This is a genomic window from Pseudomonas parafulva (assembly GCF_000800255.1).
Classification (GTDB): domain Bacteria; phylum Pseudomonadota; class Gammaproteobacteria; order Pseudomonadales; family Pseudomonadaceae; genus Aquipseudomonas; species Aquipseudomonas boreofloridensis.
This window is the reverse complement of the sequence record NZ_CP009747.1, coordinates 3,051,694-3,070,001: the sequence shown is the minus strand read 5'-3', so window position 1 is coordinate 3,070,001 and position 18,308 is coordinate 3,051,694. Positions and strand designations below refer to the sequence as shown.

The 18,308-nt window shown below is 63.6% G+C and carries 16 protein-coding genes and 1 pseudogene; 9 read left to right on the top strand and 8 right to left on the bottom strand.

Annotation, left to right across the window (positions count from 1 at the left end):
• Nucleotides 1–44: 44 nt before the first annotated feature.
• Nucleotides 45–404: a PilZ domain-containing protein gene (locus NJ69_RS13205; RefSeq protein WP_029613776.1), complete on the top strand. Its 360-nt coding sequence runs from the start codon at nucleotides 45–47 to the stop codon at nucleotides 402–404.
• Between the two features lie 49 nt (nucleotides 405–453).
• Complete coding sequence (gene sbcB / locus NJ69_RS13200; RefSeq protein WP_039579706.1) at nucleotides 454–1,890, top strand: exodeoxyribonuclease I; 1,437 nt, start codon at nucleotides 454–456, stop codon at nucleotides 1,888–1,890.
• Nucleotides 1,891–1,952: 62 nt separating this feature from the next.
• On the opposite strand, the gene mvaT is transcribed toward sbcB, so the two are convergent.
• Entirely contained in the window at nucleotides 1,953–2,330 is a 378-nt protein-coding gene (mvaT, locus tag NJ69_RS13195) for a histone-like nucleoid-structuring protein MvaT (RefSeq protein ID WP_029613774.1), read from the bottom strand.
• A 297-nt stretch (nucleotides 2,331–2,627) separates the two neighbouring features.
• On the opposite strand from mvaT, the gene purU reads away from it, so the two are divergent.
• Nucleotides 2,628–3,479 carry a formyltetrahydrofolate deformylase gene (gene purU, locus NJ69_RS13190; protein WP_039579703.1) on the top strand — a complete coding sequence of 284 codons (852 nt, stop codon included), beginning with the start codon at nucleotides 2,628–2,630 and terminating at the stop codon, nucleotides 3,477–3,479.
• A gap of 159 nt (nucleotides 3,480–3,638) precedes the next feature.
• On the opposite strand, the gene NJ69_RS13185 is transcribed toward purU, so the two are convergent.
• The 5 genes and pseudogenes from NJ69_RS13185 to NJ69_RS23200 all read right to left on the bottom strand — a co-directional run.
• On the bottom strand, nucleotides 3,639–4,631 hold the full coding sequence (locus NJ69_RS13185) for a lysylphosphatidylglycerol synthase transmembrane domain-containing protein (RefSeq protein WP_039579700.1): 993 nt from the start codon (nucleotides 4,629–4,631) through the stop codon (nucleotides 3,639–3,641).
• The gene (locus NJ69_RS13180; protein ID WP_029613773.1) at nucleotides 4,628–5,392 is read right to left on the bottom strand and encodes a DUF2334 domain-containing protein; all 765 of its coding nucleotides are present in this window, start codon (nucleotides 5,390–5,392) and stop codon (nucleotides 4,628–4,630) included. Before NJ69_RS13180 ends, NJ69_RS13185 begins: the two co-directional genes overlap by 4 nt.
• A complete protein-coding gene (locus tag NJ69_RS13175) occupies nucleotides 5,385–6,506 on the bottom strand; it encodes a glycosyltransferase family 4 protein (protein WP_029613772.1) in 1,122 nt (373 codons plus the stop codon). Before NJ69_RS13175 ends, NJ69_RS13180 begins: the two co-directional genes overlap by 8 nt.
• A 156-nt stretch (nucleotides 6,507–6,662) precedes the next feature.
• Nucleotides 6,663–7,427, bottom strand: coding sequence for a methyl-accepting chemotaxis protein (locus NJ69_RS23205; RefSeq protein WP_369811432.1), 765 nt, complete (start codon nucleotides 7,425–7,427; stop codon nucleotides 6,663–6,665).
• A 93-nt stretch (nucleotides 7,428–7,520) separates the two neighbouring features.
• Nucleotides 7,521–8,393 (bottom strand): annotated as a pseudogene (locus tag NJ69_RS23200) (HAMP domain-containing protein); the annotation flags it as partial.
• Nucleotides 8,394–8,707: 314 nt separating this feature from the next.
• Between NJ69_RS23200 and NJ69_RS13165 the strand changes: the two are divergent.
• The gene (locus NJ69_RS13165) at nucleotides 8,708–10,183 is read left to right on the top strand and encodes a helicase HerA-like domain-containing protein (RefSeq protein ID WP_039579694.1); all 1,476 of its coding nucleotides are present in this window, start codon (nucleotides 8,708–8,710) and stop codon (nucleotides 10,181–10,183) included.
• A gap of 45 nt (nucleotides 10,184–10,228) precedes the next feature.
• Here the strand turns inward: NJ69_RS13165 and NJ69_RS13160 are convergent, their stop codons facing one another.
• Both NJ69_RS13160 and NJ69_RS13155 read right to left on the bottom strand, forming a co-directional pair.
• Nucleotides 10,229–11,701, bottom strand: a complete 1,473-nt coding sequence (locus NJ69_RS13160) for an inorganic phosphate transporter (protein WP_029613953.1) — start codon at nucleotides 11,699–11,701, stop codon at nucleotides 10,229–10,231.
• A 306-nt stretch (nucleotides 11,702–12,007) separates the two neighbouring features.
• Nucleotides 12,008–12,214: a hypothetical protein gene (locus NJ69_RS13155; RefSeq protein ID WP_029613952.1), complete on the bottom strand. Its 207-nt coding sequence runs from the start codon at nucleotides 12,212–12,214 to the stop codon at nucleotides 12,008–12,010.
• A 438-nt stretch (nucleotides 12,215–12,652) separates the two neighbouring features.
• On the opposite strand from NJ69_RS13155, the gene pcaR reads away from it, so the two are divergent.
• The 5 genes from pcaR to pcaF all read left to right on the top strand — a co-directional run bounded on the left by pcaR (nucleotide 12,653) and on the right by pcaF (nucleotide 18,169).
• A complete protein-coding gene (gene pcaR, locus NJ69_RS13150) occupies nucleotides 12,653–13,522 on the top strand; it encodes a pca regulon transcriptional regulator PcaR (protein WP_039579691.1) in 870 nt (289 codons plus the stop codon).
• A 271-nt stretch (nucleotides 13,523–13,793) separates the two neighbouring features.
• Nucleotides 13,794–15,140, top strand: a complete 1,347-nt coding sequence (locus NJ69_RS13145) for an MFS transporter (protein WP_039579689.1) — start codon at nucleotides 13,794–13,796, stop codon at nucleotides 15,138–15,140.
• Nucleotides 15,141–15,342: 202 nt separating this feature from the next.
• A complete protein-coding gene (locus tag NJ69_RS13140; RefSeq protein ID WP_039579687.1) occupies nucleotides 15,343–16,191 on the top strand; it encodes a CoA transferase subunit A in 849 nt (282 codons plus the stop codon).
• Nucleotides 16,188–16,967 (top strand): CoA-transferase subunit beta, encoded by a 780-nt coding sequence (locus NJ69_RS13135; protein ID WP_039579685.1) that lies wholly within the window; start codon nucleotides 16,188–16,190, stop codon nucleotides 16,965–16,967. Before NJ69_RS13140 ends, NJ69_RS13135 begins: the two co-directional genes overlap by 4 nt.
• Nucleotides 16,964–18,169 (top strand): 3-oxoadipyl-CoA thiolase, encoded by a 1,206-nt coding sequence (gene pcaF, locus NJ69_RS13130; RefSeq protein ID WP_209435536.1) that lies wholly within the window; start codon nucleotides 16,964–16,966, stop codon nucleotides 18,167–18,169. The genes NJ69_RS13135 and pcaF overlap by 4 nt, the downstream gene beginning before the upstream one ends.
• Nucleotides 18,170–18,308 lie beyond the last annotated feature (139 nt).

The following is an 18,308-nucleotide window of genomic DNA, read 5'->3' as shown; positions in this document are numbered from 1 at the left end:
ACGCGCCGACGGTACCTGCTCATTTGGCAAAGGTACGGAGAATCATGTTCACCGAACGACAGATCGATCGACACCAACTGCCCTACGTGCTCAGAGTGTTCAACCGGTTCACCGATCAGGAGATCGGTTTTCTGGGTAACGCCTCCGAGCATGGCGTCATGGTGATCAGCCAACTGCCCATCATGGTCGGCCCGGATTTCGAGCTGCAACTGCGCGTGCCGCTTGCAGGGGGCGGTCACCAGTTCATCAACCTGACCGCCAGTTGCCTGTGGAGCCGCGAGGATCAGACCCCCGGCTATTACGATGCAGGCTTCATGCTGTTGCAGGCACCGCGCGAGTACGACGAGTTCGTGCGCTCGTTGCGCGAGTTCTTCAGCTTCAGGCCGCTCAACGAGTCGGCCTGAGGTTGTTCGTCCGGTAGACTCGTCCGCGAACTTTGTACAGGACGACACCGTGAGCTCCAGCATCTTCTGGCACGATTACGAAACCACCGGCATCAACCCGCGCTGCGATCGACCGCTGCAGGTCGCCGGCGTGCGCACCGACTTCGACCTGAACGAGATCGAGGAACCGATCAACCTGTATTGCCGTCCCTCCGACGACATCCTGCCGCATCCGGCGGCCTGCCTGGTCACGGGCATTACCCCGCAACAGTTGGCCGAAAAAGGCCTGTGCGAAGCGGATTTCATGACCCGCGTGCACGCCCAGTTGGCGCGCCCGGGCACCTGTGGCGCCGGTTACAACACCTTGCGCTTCGACGACGAAGTGACGCGCTACAGCCTGTACCGCAATTTCTTCGATCCTTATGCGCGCGAGTGGCAGGGCGGCAACAGCCGCTGGGACCTGATCGACGTGCTGCGCACCGCGTATGCCTTGCGCCCGGAGGGCATCGTCTGGCCACAGCAGGACGGCCGCACCAGCTTGCGCCTGGAGTTGCTCAGCCAGGCCAATGGCATCGAACATGGTCAGGCCCATGAGGCGCTGTCCGATGTGCGGGCTACCATCGCCTTGGCGCGAAGAGTGCGTGAACGACAGCCCAGGCTTTACGACTGGCTGTTCCAGTTGCGTAGCAAGCATAAGGTGATGGAGCAGATTCAACTGCTGCAACCCTTGGTGCATATTTCGGGTCGCTTCTCCAGCGAGCGCAGTTATTTGGGCGTGGTATTACCGTTGGCCTGGCATCCGCGCAACCGTAATGCCCTGATAGTGTGCGACCTGCACATGGAAACCCTGCCTTTGATAGGGGAAAGTGCCGAAGCATTGCGTCGCCGTTTGTACCGGCGTCGCGAAGAAATGGCTGACGGAGAACTACCCGTTCCGCTGAAGTTGGTGCACATCAATAAATGCCCAGTGGTGGCACCTTTGAGTGTGTTACGCCCGGTCGATCAACAACGATTAGGCCTGAATATGTCGCACGTGAACGAGCGCGCCGAACGATTGATTCAGCAGCAGGGGGCGTGGCAAGACAAGCTTGTGGAGATCTACGGCGCCGAGGAATTTGCCCCGAGCGAAGATCCCGAACAACAACTGTATGACGGATTTATTGGCGACCGTGATCGACGCCTGTGCGAGCAAGTTCGACTCAGTGAGCCGCGACACTTGGCCGACGGGCAGTGGATGTTCGACGATCAGCGCCTGCCTGAATTGCTGTTCCGTTATCGGGCGCGCAACTTCAACGAGACACTGAATGCGCAGGAGCAGCAGCGCTGGCAACATTTCTGTCAGCAACGCCTGATGGATCCCGGATTGGGTGCACCCAACACGTTGAAGGCTTTCGAGCAGGCGGCAGGTGCGCACATGGAGGGGGCTGGCGAGGGTGGACGCGCGGTGCTCGAGGCGTGGCTGGTGCATGCGCGGCAATTGCGTTCGGACTACAGCCTGACCGAGTGATAGACAATAAAAAACGCCAGCAATGCGCTGGCGTTTTTTGTACGGGATCAGCAACTGCAGGATCAGTCCAGCAACGTGGACCAACCTTCGACCACATCACCGCCCCATTTGGCTTTCCACTCTTTCAGGGTCTTGTGGTTGCCACCTTTGGTTTCGATGACTTCGCCATTGTGCGGGTTCTTGTACTGCTTGACCTTGCGTGCACGCTTGGTGCCGGTGGTCTTGACCGCGCCGCGTGGGGCTTTGCTCAGTTTGGACTCTGGGTCGAGCAAGGCAATGACGTCACGCAGCGACTTGGAGTATTCGCCCATCAGCGTGCGCAATTTGCCTTCGAATTCCAGCTCTTTTTTCAGCTTGTCATCTTGCGACAGGTTGGCCAGACGAGCTTGAAGTTCCTTGATGGCTTCTTCAGTGGCGCGGTATTCGTTGATCAGGGACATGGAGTGTTCCTTGGTAAATGTACAGGGAGACAGTGCGCCAATAATAGACAGGCGATACTCGCAAGTAAACAAGTAATAATCAGTGGGCATGTTGAAATGTGTTGAAGCAACAATTAACACGGTGAAGATTAAGAAAATTTAACCGGGTAATGCTGCGCCTTTTTCTATGCGCAGGGTCGCGCGTCGACACTGCATCAAGCGCTACCCCAGCGGCGACCGCCCCGTCGATGACTACTGCGTTTTTCTCGGTAGGTGGCTAGAATATGCGCCTTTGCGAAGTATTCGGAGTTTTCATTGATGCGCACCTATCGCCTGACGATTGCCTGCCCCGACCGTGTCGGCATCGTGGCAAAGGTCAGTAACTTCCTGGCCTTGTACAACGGCTGGATCACCGAAGCCAGCCACCACTCCGACGAGCAGAGCGGCTGGTTCTTCATGCGCCATGAAATTCGCGCCGAATCCCTGCCTTTCGGCCTGGAAGCCTTCCGCGAAGCCTTCGCGCCGATTGCCGACGAGTTCTCCATGGCGTGGCACATCACCGATTCGGCGCAGAAGAAGCGCGTGGTGCTGATGGCCAGCCGCGAGTCCCACTGCCTGGCCGATCTGCTGCACCGCTGGCACACCGATGAGCTGGACTGCGACATTCCCTGCGTGATTTCCAACCACGACGACCTGCGCAGCATGGTCGAGTGGCATGGCATTCCATTCCATCACGTGCCGGTCGATCCGAAGGACAAGGCGCCGGCCTTCGCCGAAGTGTCGCGTCTGGTCGCCGAGTACGGTGCCGACGTGGTGGTGCTGGCGCGCTACATGCAGATCCTGCCGCCGCAACTCTGCCAGGACTACGCGCAGCGGGTCATCAACATCCACCACAGCTTCCTGCCATCGTTCGTCGGCGCCAAGCCTTATCATCAGGCGGCCCTGCGCGGGGTCAAGCTGATCGGCGCCACGTGCCACTACGTGACCGAAGAGCTGGACGCCGGTCCCATCATCGAGCAGGACGTGGTGCGGGTGAATCATGCCGACAGCATCGAGGACATGGTTCGCTTCGGCCGTGACGTGGAGAAAATGGTGCTGGCCCGTGGCCTGCGCTACCACCTGGAAGACCGCGTGCTGGTCCATGGCAACAAGACCGTGGTGTTCGACTGACTTAGACAAAAGGGGCGTCGATGGCCGATCCGCGTGACAAAGCCGCTGCCCAGCCCCCGCCAACCCTTGGCGAAGGCTGTCTGGCCCGCTATGACCCCGATGCGCTGAGCGATGAGCTCGGCACGGCGTTCGAGGGCGCCGCCCAGCTCTGGGCGCAGCTCAACCGGCCTGACGACGCCAGCGCTCCAGCAGCGGACGCGCCAGCAGGCAGACGAACACCGGCCCCCCGGCCAGCAGGTAGAAGTAGTAGGTGATGGCGCGCCAGATCAGGATCGCCGCCGCCGCCGTCGAGCTGCCTACCAGCGGTGACAGCAGGGTGGCCGAGGTCAGCTCGGCGGCCCCCGCACCGCCTGGCAGCAGGCTGAATTGACCGGCGCTGAGCGAGAGCATCTGCACCAGAAAGCTTGGAATCCACGCCAGGTCCACACCCAGCCCCTTGAGCACCAGATACAGCACGCTGTAGCGCAGGCTCCAGTGCACGCAGGTGAGCGCGAAGACCAGCGCCAGGACGCGCTTGGGCAAGCGCCAGGTGTCGATCAGCGCGTGGACGAAATGCAACAGCTTGCGCGCCCAGCGCCGCCGCCGCACTGCCGAGACGCCCAGACGCCGCAGCAGACGTCCGTTCCCGCGCATCATCGCGCGCCGATAGCGCGACAGCAGCACGATCACCGCCAACGCCACGCACAGCAACGCCGCACTGCCCAGCAACATGCCTTCCTGGCTACGCCCAAGGCTGTGGAACAGGGCATAGCCGGCGATGGCCAGCATGGCGCAGAAGAAGAACAGCAGGTCGTTCAACTGGTCCATTGCGAACACCGCGCCACTGCGCGCCGCACCGATGCGCTCGCGCGCCAGTAGGGTCATCAAGGTCAGCGGGCCGCCGCTGCCGCCGGGGGTGGTGCAGATGGCAAATTCCGTGGCCATCACCACGCCCAGGCTGCGCAGTCGGCCCAGTTGCGCGCCTTGCTGGCCGAGCAGCAGGCGCAGGCGCGCCGCGTTGATGATCCAGCACAGCACGATCATGCCCAGCAGGGTCATCATCAGTCCGGGATCGAACCGCTGCAGACGCGGCAACAGCTCGCTGCCGCCAAGCCAGGCGGGCACCAGCACAGCCACCAGCAGCGCCAGGCCCAGCCAGAGCAGGCGGTTCATGCAGACAACCTGCGCTCCAACCAGGCGGACTTGGTCAAGGGTTGGCGCCCTTGCTCGACCAGCTCGCGCACGGTGCGCAGCCAGTAGTCGCGCGAACTGGCGTGGCGCATGTCCACTGGGTGCAGCCCCAGGCGCAGTGTCTCGGCCTTGTGCCAACGCCGCACCTGCCAGTCGCAAAGCACTCGCGACAGACCCCGGCGCCAGGCACTGCGCGCACTCCAGACCAGGCCCGGTGCTTCGATCGCGGTGAAATCCGGCAGGCTGTACAGATGCTGCGGGGTACTGGTGTAGCGCAGGGGCAACTGGCGCAGGGCCTGGCGCGTGCCTTCGCTCATCAGCCAGGCCGGGGCGACGAAGCCGGACACCGGCCAGCCCAAGGCCGTGAACAACTCCAGGCCTGCCTCCAGGCGCTGCATCGCCTCCTGCTGCTCCAGCGCGTAGAACTCACCTTCATGGGTGTAGATCCTGCGCATGAAGAATTCGCCTGGCCCGCGCGGTGCGGGGCCGTCATCGGCGTGGTAGAAACCGTGCAGCGCCAGCTCGTCACCGCGTGCCAGGCGACGGTCGAGCAAACGACAGAAGGTCGGTGAGCGGTGCAGGGCATTGCGGTGATGGAAGTCCGGCACCACCAACCAGGTCATGGGCACCTCGCCCAGGGCGTCGATGGCCTCGACGAAGGGCTGGTAGTCCGGCCAGGTTTCCGGGGCGACGTCGTGCAGCACCAGCATGAGGCTGCGCGCAGAGGTGTGGGCGTCACGCATGGGCACGCACCTGGGGTTGGTGACCGAGCACCGCCTGGTAGTGCTGCAACAGGCCATCGACCACGCAGTCCCAGGCATAGTGCTGCTCCACATGGCGCCGGGCCTGCGCGCCCAGGGCGCGCACGTCCCCCTCGAAGATTTCACGCACGGCATCGGCCATGGCGCGGGCATCGTTTGGGCGGCACAGGCGGCCGCACTGGTCGTTGACGATCTCGCCGAACGCACCTGCGCGCACCGCGACCACGGGTATGGCGCTGGCCATGGCCTCGAGAATCACCAGGCCGAAGGTTTCCTGATCGCCGGCATGCACCAGCACGTCGGCGCTGGCGAGCAGGCGCGCGACTTCATCGGCCGGGCAGAAGTGGTCGATCACACTGACATTCTCCGGCACGCTGGCCGGCATGCCCGAGCCCACCAATAACAGATGATAGGGGCTGCCGAGTTGGCGCATGCACTCGAGCAGCACCGGCAGGTTTTTTTCCCGCGAACCGCGACCCGCGAACACCAGCAAGCGCGTGGTATCGGGCAAGCCCAGTTCGGCGCGAACCTGATCGTCGCGTTTGCTCGGATGGAACATCTGCAGATCGACACCCAGTGGCTGCACATGCACTTCGCGTACGCCAAGACGGCGCAGCTTGTCGGCCATCACCTGACTGGGCGCCAACACCCGATCAAAGTTGCCATACAGCTTGCTGACATAGGCCTCGACGTTGGGGGTGAACCAGTTGCCCATGCGGTTGCTGACCAACAGTGGCAGGTCGGAATGGTAGAAGCCGATCACCGGCACATCCAACTGCCGCCGCGCCTCCAGCGCCGCCCAGGCGGTGAGGTAGGGATCGCCGACTTCGATCAGGTCTGGCTGCAAGCGCCGCAGCACATTGCACCAGGGCGCCAGGCGCACGGGGAAACGGTAGCCCTTGCCGAACGGCAGCGGCGGCGCCGGCACGTGATAGATGCCGTCGGCATGGCGGGCGTGGGCCCCGGGAATGAGGAGGCTGTGACGCACGCCGGCCATGGCATCGAGACGGTGGTGTTTGGCATCAAGATAGGTCCGTACGCCGCCGCTGGCGGGGGCATAGAACATGGTGATGTCAGCGATGTGCACGATCAGCATCCCTCCGGGATCGTCTTCGGGTCTGTCATCCGGCGGTAACAGGCCGGGGGTGACGCGCCTAACGATTGACCTTGGCTGGGACGGGTTCGTTCGATCGGGGTGGGGCACGCTGCGCTGCCTGCGACGGGTGTCGCAGACAGCGCGGCGAGTGGCGGATCAGATGCGGAAGCTGCCGACCAGCTGCTTGAGGCGGACGGTCTGCTGCTCAAGGTCGGAGCACGCACGCAAGGTCGCCTGCAGGTTTTCCACGCCTTCCTGATTGAGCATGTTGATTTCGCTGATATCCATGTTGATCGACTCCACCACGGAAGTTTGTTCCTCGGTGGCGGTGGCGACCGACTGGTTCATGCCGTCGATCTCGCCGATGCGCTGGGTCACGCTGCCCAGGCGCTCACCGGCCTGGTTGGCGATCTGCATGCTGTCCTGGCTGTGGCGCTGGCTCTGGTCCATGGTCTCCACCGAAGTGCGGGCGCCGACCTGCAGTTCTTCGATCATCGACTGCACCTGCTGCGCCGACTCCTGGGTGCGGTGGGCGAGGTTGCGCACTTCGTCGGCGACCACGGCGAACCCTCGTCCCGCTTCGCCCGCGCGTGCCGCTTCGATCGCGGCGTTCAGTGCCAGGAGGTTGGTCTGCTGGGAGATGCTGGTGATGACTTCGAGGATCTGACCGATGTTCACGGTCTTGTCGTTGAGGGTTTCGATGTTGGCGCTGGAACTGACGATCAGGTCCGACAGGCGATTCATCGCCTGGATGTTGCGCTCCACCACCTGCTGACCTTCTTCGGCCAGCAGCCGCGCCGAGCTGGCATGCTGCGAGGCCTGGGCGGCGTTGCCGGCGATTTCCTGGGCTGCGGCGCCCAGTTCATTGATGGCGGCGGCCACGCTGTTGGTGCGGTTGGCCTGCTCGTCGCTGTTGTGCATCGACGAGTTGGAGGCGCTGATCACCCGCATGGCCACCTCGTTGACCTGCTCTGTGGCCGACGACACTTCGCGGATCGAGCCATGCACGCGTTCGACGAAGCGGTTGAAGGCACTGCCCAGCACGCCGAATTCGTCGTGATTATGGATCGTCAGGCGTTTGGTCAGATCGCCTTCACCCTCGGCGATGTCTTCCATGGCGCGGGTCATGGTCATCAGCGGCTGCATGAGGACGCGGATCAGCAGGCCGAGCAGGGCGATGATGATCACCACCGCCACCACGGTGGCGATCACCGCAGAAGTGCGGAAGGTGCTGAGCATGCTGAAGGCTTTGTCTTTATCCACCGACAGGCCGATGTACCAGTTGGCCGACGGCAGACCCTGGATCGGGGTGAAGGTAATGAGGCGCTGGTGGCCGTCGACCTCGACTTGCGTGAGTTTGCCGGTCAGTTTCGGGGTGTTTTGCGGGAACGCTTCGGTCAGCGGCTTCATCACCAGGGCGTTGTCAGGGTGCACCAGGATCTTGCCCTGGTCGTTGACCAGGAAGGCATAGCCCAGGCCGCCGAAGTTCAGCGAGTTGATGATTTGCACCAGACCATCGAGCGCCAGGTCGCCGCCGACCACGCCGACGCTGGTGGAGACTTTGTCGATCACGCCGATCACCATCTTGCCGGTGGTGGCGTCAATGTAGGGTTCGGTGAGGATCGGGCCGCCGGCATTCATGCCGTCCTTGTACCAGCCGCGCACGCGCGGGTCGTAACCGTCCGGCATCTTGCTGTCGGGGCGCACGCTGAAGCCGCCGTCGACCTTGCCCAGGTAAACCGTGAGGAAGCTCGAGATCAGGGCTTTTTGACCCATCAGGGTTTCGGCGTCACTGGGGCTCTGGGCAATGTTCTGCGCCAGGTTCTCCACCAGACGGATACGCCCTTCGAACAGGCTGCGGATGTTGGTCGAGGTGGACTGACCCATTTCCACCAGGTAGTTCTCCAGGTCTTCGCGAATGGCATTACGCTGGAGGTAATCGTTGTACAGAGTGAACAGCGCGAAGGCCAGTATCACGATAAGGGACGCCGCCAAGAGAATCTTGTGGCTGAAACGAAGGCTTTTGTTCATGACGTAATCCGGTCCGCTAAGGTTTATCGGGTCGCTCGCACAACGCACAGCAGCAGAAAGAACAGCGCAACTCTTTTGTGGGCCTGGTGGGTTGCTTCCTGCAGTTGGGCCATTAACGCCTCTGGCTATCGGCCGCCTTGGGGCAAAGCTTGAGAAGAGGAAGAAAGAAGATGTCAGATTCTTCGCAAATCGTTGTAGGTGCCGGTCTTGACGGCCTCCCCGTTGGCCAGGCCATGCGTCTGGCCAACCGTCACGGCCTGGTCGCCGGGGCCACCGGCACGGGCAAGACGGTCACGCTGCAGCGCCTGGCCGAGGTGTTCAGCGATGCCGGGGTGGCGGTCTTCGCCGCCGACATCAAAGGTGATCTGTGTGGGCTGGGCGCTGCCGGTGCGCCTGCGGGCAAGGTGGCCGAGCGTATCGCCGACATGCCATGGCTGCAGCACCAACCGCGGGCTTATCCGGTGACGCTGTGGGACATCGCCGGGCAAAGCGGTCATCCACTGCGCACTACCTTGAGCGAAATGGGGCCGTTGCTGCTAGGTAACCTGCTGGAGCTCACCGACAGCCAGCAAGCGGCGCTGTATGCCGCGTTCAAGGTCGCCGATCGAGAAGGCTTGCTGCTGCTCGACCTCAAGGACCTCAAGGCGCTGCTCGCGCACCTGAGGGACAACCCGCAACTGCTTGGCGATGACCGGGCGTTGATGACCACAGGCTCCACCCAGGCGTTGTTGCGGCGCCTGGCAACCCTGGAGCAGCAGGGCGCCGAGGCCTTGTTCGGCGAACCGGCTCTGCAGTTGGAGGACCTGTTGCGGGTCGATGCCGACGGTCGCGGGCGCATTCACCTGCTCGACGCCAGTCGCCTGGTGCACGAAGCGCCCAAGGTCTATGCGACGTTTCTTCTCTGGTTGCTGGCAGAACTGTTCGAGCAACTGCCAGAGCGCGGCGACGCGGACAAGCCGGTGCTGGCGCTGTTCTTCGACGAAGCGCACCTGCTGTTCAACGGCACGCCCAAGGCCTTGCAGGACCGGCTTGAGCAAGTGGTGCGGCTGATCCGCTCGAAAGGCGTCGGGGTGTACTTCGTTACCCAGTCACCGAGCGATCTGCCGGATGCGGTGCTCGCCCAGCTGGGCTTGCGTATCCAGCACGGGCTGCGGGCCTTCACCGTCCGCGAGCAGAAGGCGCTGCGCGCCGTGGCCGAGGGTTTTCGCCCGAACCCGGCGTTCGACACCTTGGCGGTGTTGACCGAGTTGGGCATTGGCGAGGCCTTGGTGGGTACGCTGCAGGACAAGGGCACGCCCGAGGTGGTGCAGCGTGTGCGGGTGGCCCCGCCGCAATCGCGCATCGGGCCGCTGACGGCGGCCGAACGCAGCGCGCTGATCGCCGCTTCGCCCTTGGCCGGGCGCTATGACCAGCCGATCGATCGCGAGTCGGCCTATGAACGGCTCACCCAGCGCAAGGGTGAGCCGGTCGAGCCGGCACCGCAGCCCCAGGCCGAGCAGGAGAGCTTCGCCGACAAGGCCGGGGAGTTTCTGCAGGGCGCAGCGGGGCAGGCGATCAAATCGGCGGTACGCCAAGCCGCCAACCAGTTGGGTCGGCAGTTGGTGCGGGGGTTGATGGGGTCGTTGCTGGGCGGCAAGAAGCGTTGAGCAGACGATAGGAACGGCCGAGCGCCGTTCCTATCGCAATACGCTTCAGCCGATGGCCTTGGACGCCAGCCAGAACAGGCCGGCGGCCAGTCCCATGGAGGCGGGCAGGGTGAGCACCCAGGCCATCAGGATGGTCTTCACCGTGCTGCTCTGCAGGCCGCTCTTGTTGGCGACCATGGTGCCGGCGACACCCGAGGACAACACATGGGTGGTCGACACCGGCAGGCTGAACACGTTGGCCATGCCGATGGCGCAGGCCGCCGTGATCTGCGCCGACATGCCCTGGGCATAGGTCATGCCTTGCTTGCCGATCTTCTCGCCGACGGTGAGCACCACGCGGCGCCAGCCGACCATGGTGCCCAGGCCCAATGCCAGCGCCACCGCGACGATCACCCAGAACGGCGCGTACTCGGTGGTGGCGGTGAGGTCCTTGCGCAGCTTGTCCAGATCGGACTTCTCGCGGCTGTCCAGGCCCGGCAGCTTGCCGACCTTCTTCGCGGTGTCGTCCAGGCATAGCAGGTAACGGCGCACCTCGACCCGGCGCTCGGCGCTCAGGTCGCGGTAGTCGGTCACGCCTTGCAGCGAAGTCTGCAGCGCCGCGATGGTCGGCTCGGTCTGCTGCGGGTTGCAACTGAATTGCTCCGGCAGATCGGTCGACTTGGCCTTGCCCAACGCCAGGAACTCACCGAGGGTGGCGGCATTGCGCTGGTAGAACTGGCTCATGTGCAGGGTCGCGTCGCGGGTGCGTTCGATCTGGTAGGTGGTGCTGTTCAGGTCGAGGACGAACTTGGCCGGCACGATGCCGATCAGTACCAGCATGATCAGGCCGATGCCTTTCTGGCCATCATTCGAGCCGTGCACGAAGCTCACGCCCATGGCCGAGATCACCAGCACCAGGCGATTCCAGAAAGGCGGGTGCTTCTTGTCGTCGAGCTTGCGGCGCTGGTCCGGGGTCTTGTGCATCTTCGACAGCGGGCGCCACCATTTCAGGCCGATCAGCACCAGGGCGGCGATGGCGAAGCCAGCGATCGGCGAAACCACCAGCGACAGGCCGATGTCGATCGCCTTCTGCCAATTGACGCCGTCGCCCAGCGCGATGTCGTTGAGCAGCGCGTTGGCCAGGCCCACACCGAGGATCGAGCCGATCAGGGTATGGGAACTGGAAGCCGGGATACCGAAGTACCAGGTGCCCAGGTTCCAGGTGATGGCGGCTGCGAGCAACGAGAACACCATCGCCAGTCCGTGCCCGGTATTGACGTTGATCAGCAGTTCGACCGGCAGCAGGTGGACGATGGCATAGGCCACCCCGACACCGCCGAGCAAAACGCCGAGGAAGTTGAAGACACCCGAGAAGAACACGGCCAGGTGCGGCGGCATGGCTTTGGTGTAGATGACGGTGGCCACCGCGTTGGCGGTGTCATGAAAGCCATTGATGAACTCGAAGGCAAGCACGAAGGTAAGGGCGAGCACCAGGCTCACGGCTACCCAGGCATCCAGTCCGCTGAATAAATCGATCATGAAGGTTGTCTGGCGGTCGTAGGGGGGGCGGATTATGCCAGAAAACCATGGCAATCGATGCACCCCTGACGCGTTGGCGGAAGGATTTAACCCTCGAATCCAGAAAAGCGTTGATGCGTATCAATCCCTGGCGACTGCGCTAAAAAGCGCAAAATCCAGCGAATCGGAGGGTAACGCTCAAGCACCGGAGGGTATCTATCGTTTAAAACGGTCGTATGAAATTTATCTGCACGTATTTCTGATCCATTTGAATTGCCTCACCGGACGTCAGTTTCCGTAAAAAACAGACGTCCGGTGAGCGCAGGATCAACGCTCCGGTTCAACTGGACGCAGTTCCTTTTCCATCTTTTCCAGTTCTTCGGAAAATGCCTGGTCCAGCAAGCTGGCACGTTTGCGCCAAGGTTTGCGTTCCGGTTCCGGTTGGGCAGCATAGGTGGTGACTTCGCCACCATAAACATCCTTGTAACGTTCTGCCTGGCGCTCGAGTTCGGCGCGCAGTTCATCTTTCGTCACAGTATCGACCTGAATTAAGTTGAAATAGCCCGGGGCGAGCGCTGCGGCTGCGAAAGGCTTTGGGTTCCATGTTCAACACCGGGCAGGGCCGGCGCCGCGGAGTATAACCAGTGCTCCACGCCCGCACACGCAGTTCCTGTTGAACTTGCCTCAGGCTGTGAAGTACGTCGAACTAACGCATCGGCCAATGCATGCGTGTGTGGAAAGTTTGAGGAGGACGTCTTGGAAAAGTTCGAGCGCTGAGTCGCGCAAATAAAAACGGCCTCGCCGTGGGGCAAGGCCGCTGCCTCGAGTCTTCAACGGTGGGTACCTGACCAGTCTCTCCAAAGAAGCCACAAGGGCACTGGAAAGGTATAAGCAAACGTGTCGGCGGTCAATTGCGATTATCGGCCGTTTGTTCGATAATCGCACAAAGCGCCGTTTTTTTGAGGTCTGCCGATGAACGATGAAACCCCGTCTTTCCCGCCCAGCGATCCACTGCGGCCAGTGGCTCCAGCGCTGGCTCCGCCCATCGTGGCGTCCCCGGCCAAACGTATCCAGGCATTCACGGGCGATCCCGACTTCATGACCTCGCTGGCGCGCGGTCTGGCGGTCATCCAGGCGTTTCAGGAGCGCAAGCGCCACCTGACCATCGCGCAGATCAGCCACCGCACCGAAATTCCCCGCGCCGCCGTGCGCCGTTGCCTGCATACCCTGATGAAACTGGGCTACGCCACCTCCGACGGGCGCACGTATTCGCTGCTGCCCAAGGTGCTGACACTCGGCCATGCCTATTTGTCCTCCACGCCCCTGGCCGTTTCTGCCCAACCCTATCTGGACCGCATCAGCGAGCAGCTTCACGAAGCGGCGAACATGGCCACGCTGGAAGGCGACGACATTCTCTATATTGCCCGCTCGGCGACCGTGGAGCGTCTGATATCGGTCGACCTCTCGGTCGGTGGTCGTCTACCGGCCTACTGCACTTCGATGGGTCGTATCCTCCTCGCCGCGTTGGACGACACCAGCCTTCGCGAGTACTTCGAGCGCGCCGACCTCAAGGCCCGTACCACCCGTACGCTGAACGACCCGGAGTCGCTGTTCGCCTGCATCCAGCAGGTCCGCGCCCAAGGCTGGTGCGTGGTCGATCAGGAACTGGAGCAGGGCCTGCGTTCGATCGCCGTGCCCATCTACGACGCGTCCGGGCAGGTGCTGGCGGCGCTGAACGTCAGCACCCATGTCGGCCGGGTTGCTCGTAACGAGCTGGAGCAGCGCTTTCTGCCGATCCTGCTGGCGGCCAGTCGCGACCTCTGCCATCAGTTGTTCGGTTGAATGACCAACGCAGCAGTTCCTGTTCGATAAACGCACAATGTCGCTGTGCAGCGATTGCGCCCCCGTCTGGCGCTGATTACTGTTTCTCGCAACGGTCGGCAGCGCCGACCGCACAATAACAACACGAGAGACCTCCATGACCATTGTCCCCTCGCTGCCTGGCGCAGTTGCCCGCCGACCCAGTTGATCGCAACGCCCGTACCCGGTTCCACCAGCCCTGTGCCTTGCCTGGCGCAGCGGTGTACTTGCGCCCCTCTTCTGGATAACCACTATGAACACACCGCAATCCGCCGTCGGCCAGTGCCTCGACGTCCAGTCCTTCATCAATGCCCAGCCGCTGTCGCGTTATCAATGGCGGGTGGTGATCCTGTGTTTCCTCATCGTCTTCCTCGACGGACTGGATACCGCCGCCATGGGCTTCATCGCCCCGGCGTTGTCCCAGGAGTGGGGTATCGACCGGGCCAGTCTGGGCCCGGTGATGAGCGCGGCACTGATCGGTATGGTCTTCGGTGCGCTGGGCTCGGGGCCGCTGGCTGATCGTTTCGGCCGCAAGGGCGTGCTGGTAGGCGCTGTCTTGGTCTTTGGCGGCTTCAGCTTGGCCTCGGCCTACGCCACCAACGTCGACCAGTTGCTGGTGCTGCGCTTTCTCACCGGCTTGGGCCTGGGCGCCGGCATGCCCAATGCCACCACGCTGTTGTCCGAGTACACCCCTGAGCGCCTGAAGTCGTTGCTGGTCACCAGCATGTTCTGCGGCTTCAACCTGGGCATGGCTGGCGGTGGCTTCGTCTCTGCCAAGCTGATCCCGGCCTACGGCTGGCACAGCCTGCTGGTGCTCGGCGGCGTGCTGCCGCTGGTGCTTGCCGTGGTATTGCTGGTGTGGCTGCCGGAGTCGGCGCGCTTTCTGGTGGTGCGCAATCGTGGCACCGACAAGGTACGCCGCACCCTGGCGCCGATTGCCCCGGCCGTGGTGGCCCAGGCGGCGAGCTTCAGCGTACCGGAGCAAAAGGCCGTGGCCACGCGCAACGTCTTCGCGGTGATTTTCTCCGGCACCTATGGGCTGGGCACGGTGCTGCTGTGGCTGACCTACTTCATGGGCCTGGTGATCGTCTACCTGCTGACCAGTTGGCTGCCGACGCTGATGCGCGACAGCGGCGCGAGCATGGAGCAGGCCGCGTTCATCGGCGCGTTGTTCCAGTTCGGCGGTGTGCTCAGCGCGGTCGCCGTGGGCTGGGCGATGGACCGCTTCAATCCGCACAAGGTGATCGGCTTGTTCTACCTGCTGGCCGGGATCTTCGCCTACGCCGTCGGCCAGAGCCTGGGCAACATCACCTTGCTGGCCGTGCTGGTGCTGGTCGCGGGCATGTGCGTGAACGGTGCACAGTCGGCCATGCCGTCGCTGGCGGCGCGCTTCTATCCGACCCAGGGGCGCGCCACGGGCGTGTCGTGGATGCTGGGTATCGGTCGCTTCGGTGCGATTCTCGGGGCCTGGAGCGGCGCGACCTTGCTGGGGCTCGGCTGGACCTTCGAGCAGGTGCTCACCGCCTTGCTGGTGCCTGCTGCGTTGGCGGCCGTGGGCGTGATCGTGAAAGGACTGGTGAGTCACGCCGACGCGACGTGATCGAGGGCGCCGGCCGAGGGTGAGCGCGCCGTCTCACCCTCGATACGGGCCTGCATCGATAGCACGGACTCACCATTCAAACCGTTCGATAACCGCCCAAAAGGTCGATTATCGGATTGTAGCGCTCCACCAGCCTCCTTACTCTGAACCCATCGCAGCCCCGCTGCACCCGTACTCGACTCAGCCTGACCAGGAGTCTGCAATGGCAGCAATCCTCTCGCTTCACGACGCCGTGAAGCAGTTCGTCAACGACGGCGACTGTGTTGCCCTCGAAGGTTTCACCCACCTGATTCCCACCGCCGCCGGCCACGAGATCATTCGCCAGGGCAAGCGTGACCTGACCCTGGTGCGCATGACCCCGGACCTGATCTACGACCAACTGATCGGCGCTGGCTGCGCCCGCAAGTTGATCTTCTCCTGGGGCGGTAACCCCGGTGTCGGCTCGCTGCACCGCCTGCGCGACGCGGTCGAGAAGCAATGGCCGCACGCCCTGGAAATCGAAGAGCACAGCCACGCCGACCTGGCCAATGCCTACGTCGCCGGGGCCTCCGGCCTGCCGTTCGCGGTGCTGCGCGCCTACGCCGGCTCCGACCTGCCGAAGGTCAACCCGCTGATCCAGTCAGTCACCTGCCCGTTCACCGGCGAAGTACTGGCGGCCGTGCCTTCGGTGCGCCCGGACGTCACTGTGATCCATGCGCAAAAAGCCGACCGCAAGGGCAATGTCTTGCTGTGGGGCATCCTTGGTGTGCAGAAGGAAGCCGCGCTGGCGGCCAAGCGCTGCATCGTCACCGTCGAAGAGATCGTCGACGACCTGCAGGCACCGATGAACGCCTGCGTGCTGCCGACCTGGGCCCTGAGCGCAGTGTGCCTGGTGCCGGGCGGTGCGCATCCCTCCTACGCCCACGGCTACTACGAGCGTGACAATCGCTTCTATCAGGCCTGGGATCCGATCGCGCGCGACCGCGAAGCCTTCACCGCCTGGATCGACACCTACATCCGCGGCACCGCCGATTTCACCGAATTCAAGCGCACGCTGGAGGCCGCACAATGAGCTACTCGACCTCGGAAATGATGACCGTGGCTGCCGCCCGACGCCTGCGCAACGGCGCGGTCTGCTTCGTCGGCATCGGCCTGCCGTCCAAGGCCGCCAACCTCGCACGGTTGACCTCTTCGCCCGACGTCGTGCTGATCTACGAGTCCGGCCCCATCGGCGCCAAGCCCAGTGTGTTGCCGCTGTCGATCGGCGACGGTGAACTGGCCGAGACCGCCGACACCGTGGTGCCGACTGGCGAGATCTTCCGTTACTGGCTGCAGGGCGGACGCATCGACGTCGGCTTCCTCGGCGCCGCGCAGGTCGACCGCTTCGGCAACATCAACACCACCGTGGTCGGCGACTACCATGCGCCCAAGACCCGCCTGCCGGGCGCGGGCGGCGCGCCGGAGATCGCCGGTTCCGCCAAGCAGGTCCTGATCATCCTCAAGCAGTCCAAGCGCGCCTTCGTCGACAAGCTCGACTTCATGACGTCGGTCGGCCATGGCGAAGGCGGCGACTCGCGCAAGCGCCTGGGCCTGCCGGGCGAGGGCCCGGTGGGGATCATTACCGACCTGTGCATCATGGAGCCGGAAGCCGGCAGCCATGAGTTCGTGGTGACCTCGATTCATCCAGGCGTGACGCGCGAGCAGATCGTCGCCGCCACTGGCTGGGCCATCCGTTTTGCCGACAGCGTGCAGACCACGCAAGCGCCGAGTGATCACGAACTGACCGCGCTGCGCGACCTGGAAGCGCGTACCGCCGCCGCCCACGGCCAAACCGCAGGAGAAGCCTGATGCGTGAGGTATTCATCTGCGACGCCATCCGCACGCCCATCGGCCGCTTCGGCGGCGCCCTGGCCAGCGTTCGCGCCGACGACCTGGCGGCCGTCCCGCTCAAGGCGCTGATCGAGCGCAATCCACAGGTGCAGTGGGCGCAGCTCGACGAAGTGTTCCTCGGCTGTGCCAATCAGGCCGGCGAAGACAACCGCAACGTCGCACGCATGGCGCTGCTGCTGGCCGGGCTGCCGGAGAACGTTCCCGGGGTCACCCTCAACCGCCTGTGTGCCTCGGGCATGGACGCGGTCGGCACGGCGTTCCGTGCCATCGCCAGTGGTGAGATGGAGCTGGCCATTGCCGGTGGCGTGGAGTCGATGTCGCGCGCGCCGTTCGTCATGGGCAAGGCCGAAAGCGGCTATTCGCGTGCCATGAAGCTGGAAGACACGACCATCGGCTGGCGTTTCGTCAATCCTTTGATGAAAAGCCAGTACGGCGTCGATGCCATGCCCGAGACCGCCGATAACGTGGCCGACGACTATCAGGTGTCGCGCGCCGACCAGGATGCCTTCGCTGTGCGCAGCCAGCAGAAAGCGGCCGCCGCCCAAGCCGCCGGCTTCTTCGCTGAGGAGATCGTGCCAGTGCGCATCGCCCACAAGAAGGGTGAGACCTGGGTCGAGCAGGACGAGCACATGCGTCCTGACACCACCCTGGAAGCGCTGGCCCGGCTCAAACCGGTCAACGGGCCCGACAAGACCGTCACGGCCGGCAATGCCTCGGGGGTCAACGATGGTGCAGCGGCATTGATTCTGGCCTCCGCCGAGGCGGTGAAAAAACATGGCCTCACCCCGCGCGCCCGGGTACTGGGCATGGCCAGTGCGGGTGTCGCGCCCCGTGTGATGGGCATCGGCCCGGTGCCGGCGGTGCGCAAGCTGTGCGAGCGCCTGGGCATCGCCGTGGCCGACTTCGATGTCATCGAGCTCAACGAAGCGTTCGCCAGCCAAGGACTGGCGGTGCTGCGCGAGCTTGGTGTGGCCGACGATGCGCCGCAGGTCAATCCCAACGGCGGCGCCATCGCCCTGGGTCATCCGCTGGGCATGAGCGGCGCGCGTCTGGTGCTGACGGCACTGCATCAATTGGAGAAGAGCGACGGGCGCAAGGGCCTGGCGACCATGTGCGTAGGCGTGGGGCAAGGCCTGGCGTTGGCGATCGAGCGGGTCTGATGCGCGTCGGCCTCATCGCGGATTCAACCGTGATGGGGCCGGTCAATACGACGCATGGCCACTGGTCAGACCCGAGGCGGAACGAGACTGTTACCGGGTATGTCTAGACTTCACGGTATCCCTCCAGGAGCAAGCAACC

Excerpts from the sequence above, each read along its gene's own strand:
- NJ69_RS13180 (WP_029613773.1), bottom strand. The coding sequence starts at position 5,392 with ATGCGTGACGCCCACACCTCTGCGCGCAGCCTCATGCTGGTGCTGCAC.
- NJ69_RS13185 (WP_039579700.1), bottom strand. The coding sequence starts at position 4,631 with ATGAACCGCCTGCTCTGGCTGGGCCTGGCGCTGCTGGTGGCTGTGCTG.
- NJ69_RS23205 (WP_369811432.1), bottom strand. The coding sequence starts at position 7,427 with ATGCACAACAGCGACGAGCAGGCCAACCGCACCAACAGCGTGGCCGCC.
- purU (WP_039579703.1), top strand. The coding sequence starts at position 2,628 with ATGCGCACCTATCGCCTGACGATTGCCTGCCCCGACCGTGTCGGCATC.
- mvaT (WP_029613774.1), bottom strand. The coding sequence starts at position 2,330 with ATGTCCCTGATCAACGAATACCGCGCCACTGAAGAAGCCATCAAGGAA.
- NJ69_RS13175 (WP_029613772.1), bottom strand. The coding sequence starts at position 6,506 with ATGCTGATCGTGCACATCGCTGACATCACCATGTTCTATGCCCCCGCC.
- NJ69_RS13205 (WP_029613776.1), top strand. The coding sequence starts at position 45 with ATGTTCACCGAACGACAGATCGATCGACACCAACTGCCCTACGTGCTC.
- NJ69_RS13135 (WP_039579685.1), top strand. The coding sequence starts at position 16,188 with ATGAGCTACTCGACCTCGGAAATGATGACCGTGGCTGCCGCCCGACGC.
- pcaR (WP_039579691.1), top strand. The coding sequence starts at position 12,653 with ATGAACGATGAAACCCCGTCTTTCCCGCCCAGCGATCCACTGCGGCCA.
- NJ69_RS13140 (WP_039579687.1), top strand. The coding sequence starts at position 15,343 with ATGGCAGCAATCCTCTCGCTTCACGACGCCGTGAAGCAGTTCGTCAAC.
- NJ69_RS13160 (WP_029613953.1), bottom strand. The coding sequence starts at position 11,701 with ATGATCGATTTATTCAGCGGACTGGATGCCTGGGTAGCCGTGAGCCTG.
- NJ69_RS13165 (WP_039579694.1), top strand. The coding sequence starts at position 8,708 with ATGTCAGATTCTTCGCAAATCGTTGTAGGTGCCGGTCTTGACGGCCTC.
- NJ69_RS13145 (WP_039579689.1), top strand. The coding sequence starts at position 13,794 with ATGAACACACCGCAATCCGCCGTCGGCCAGTGCCTCGACGTCCAGTCC.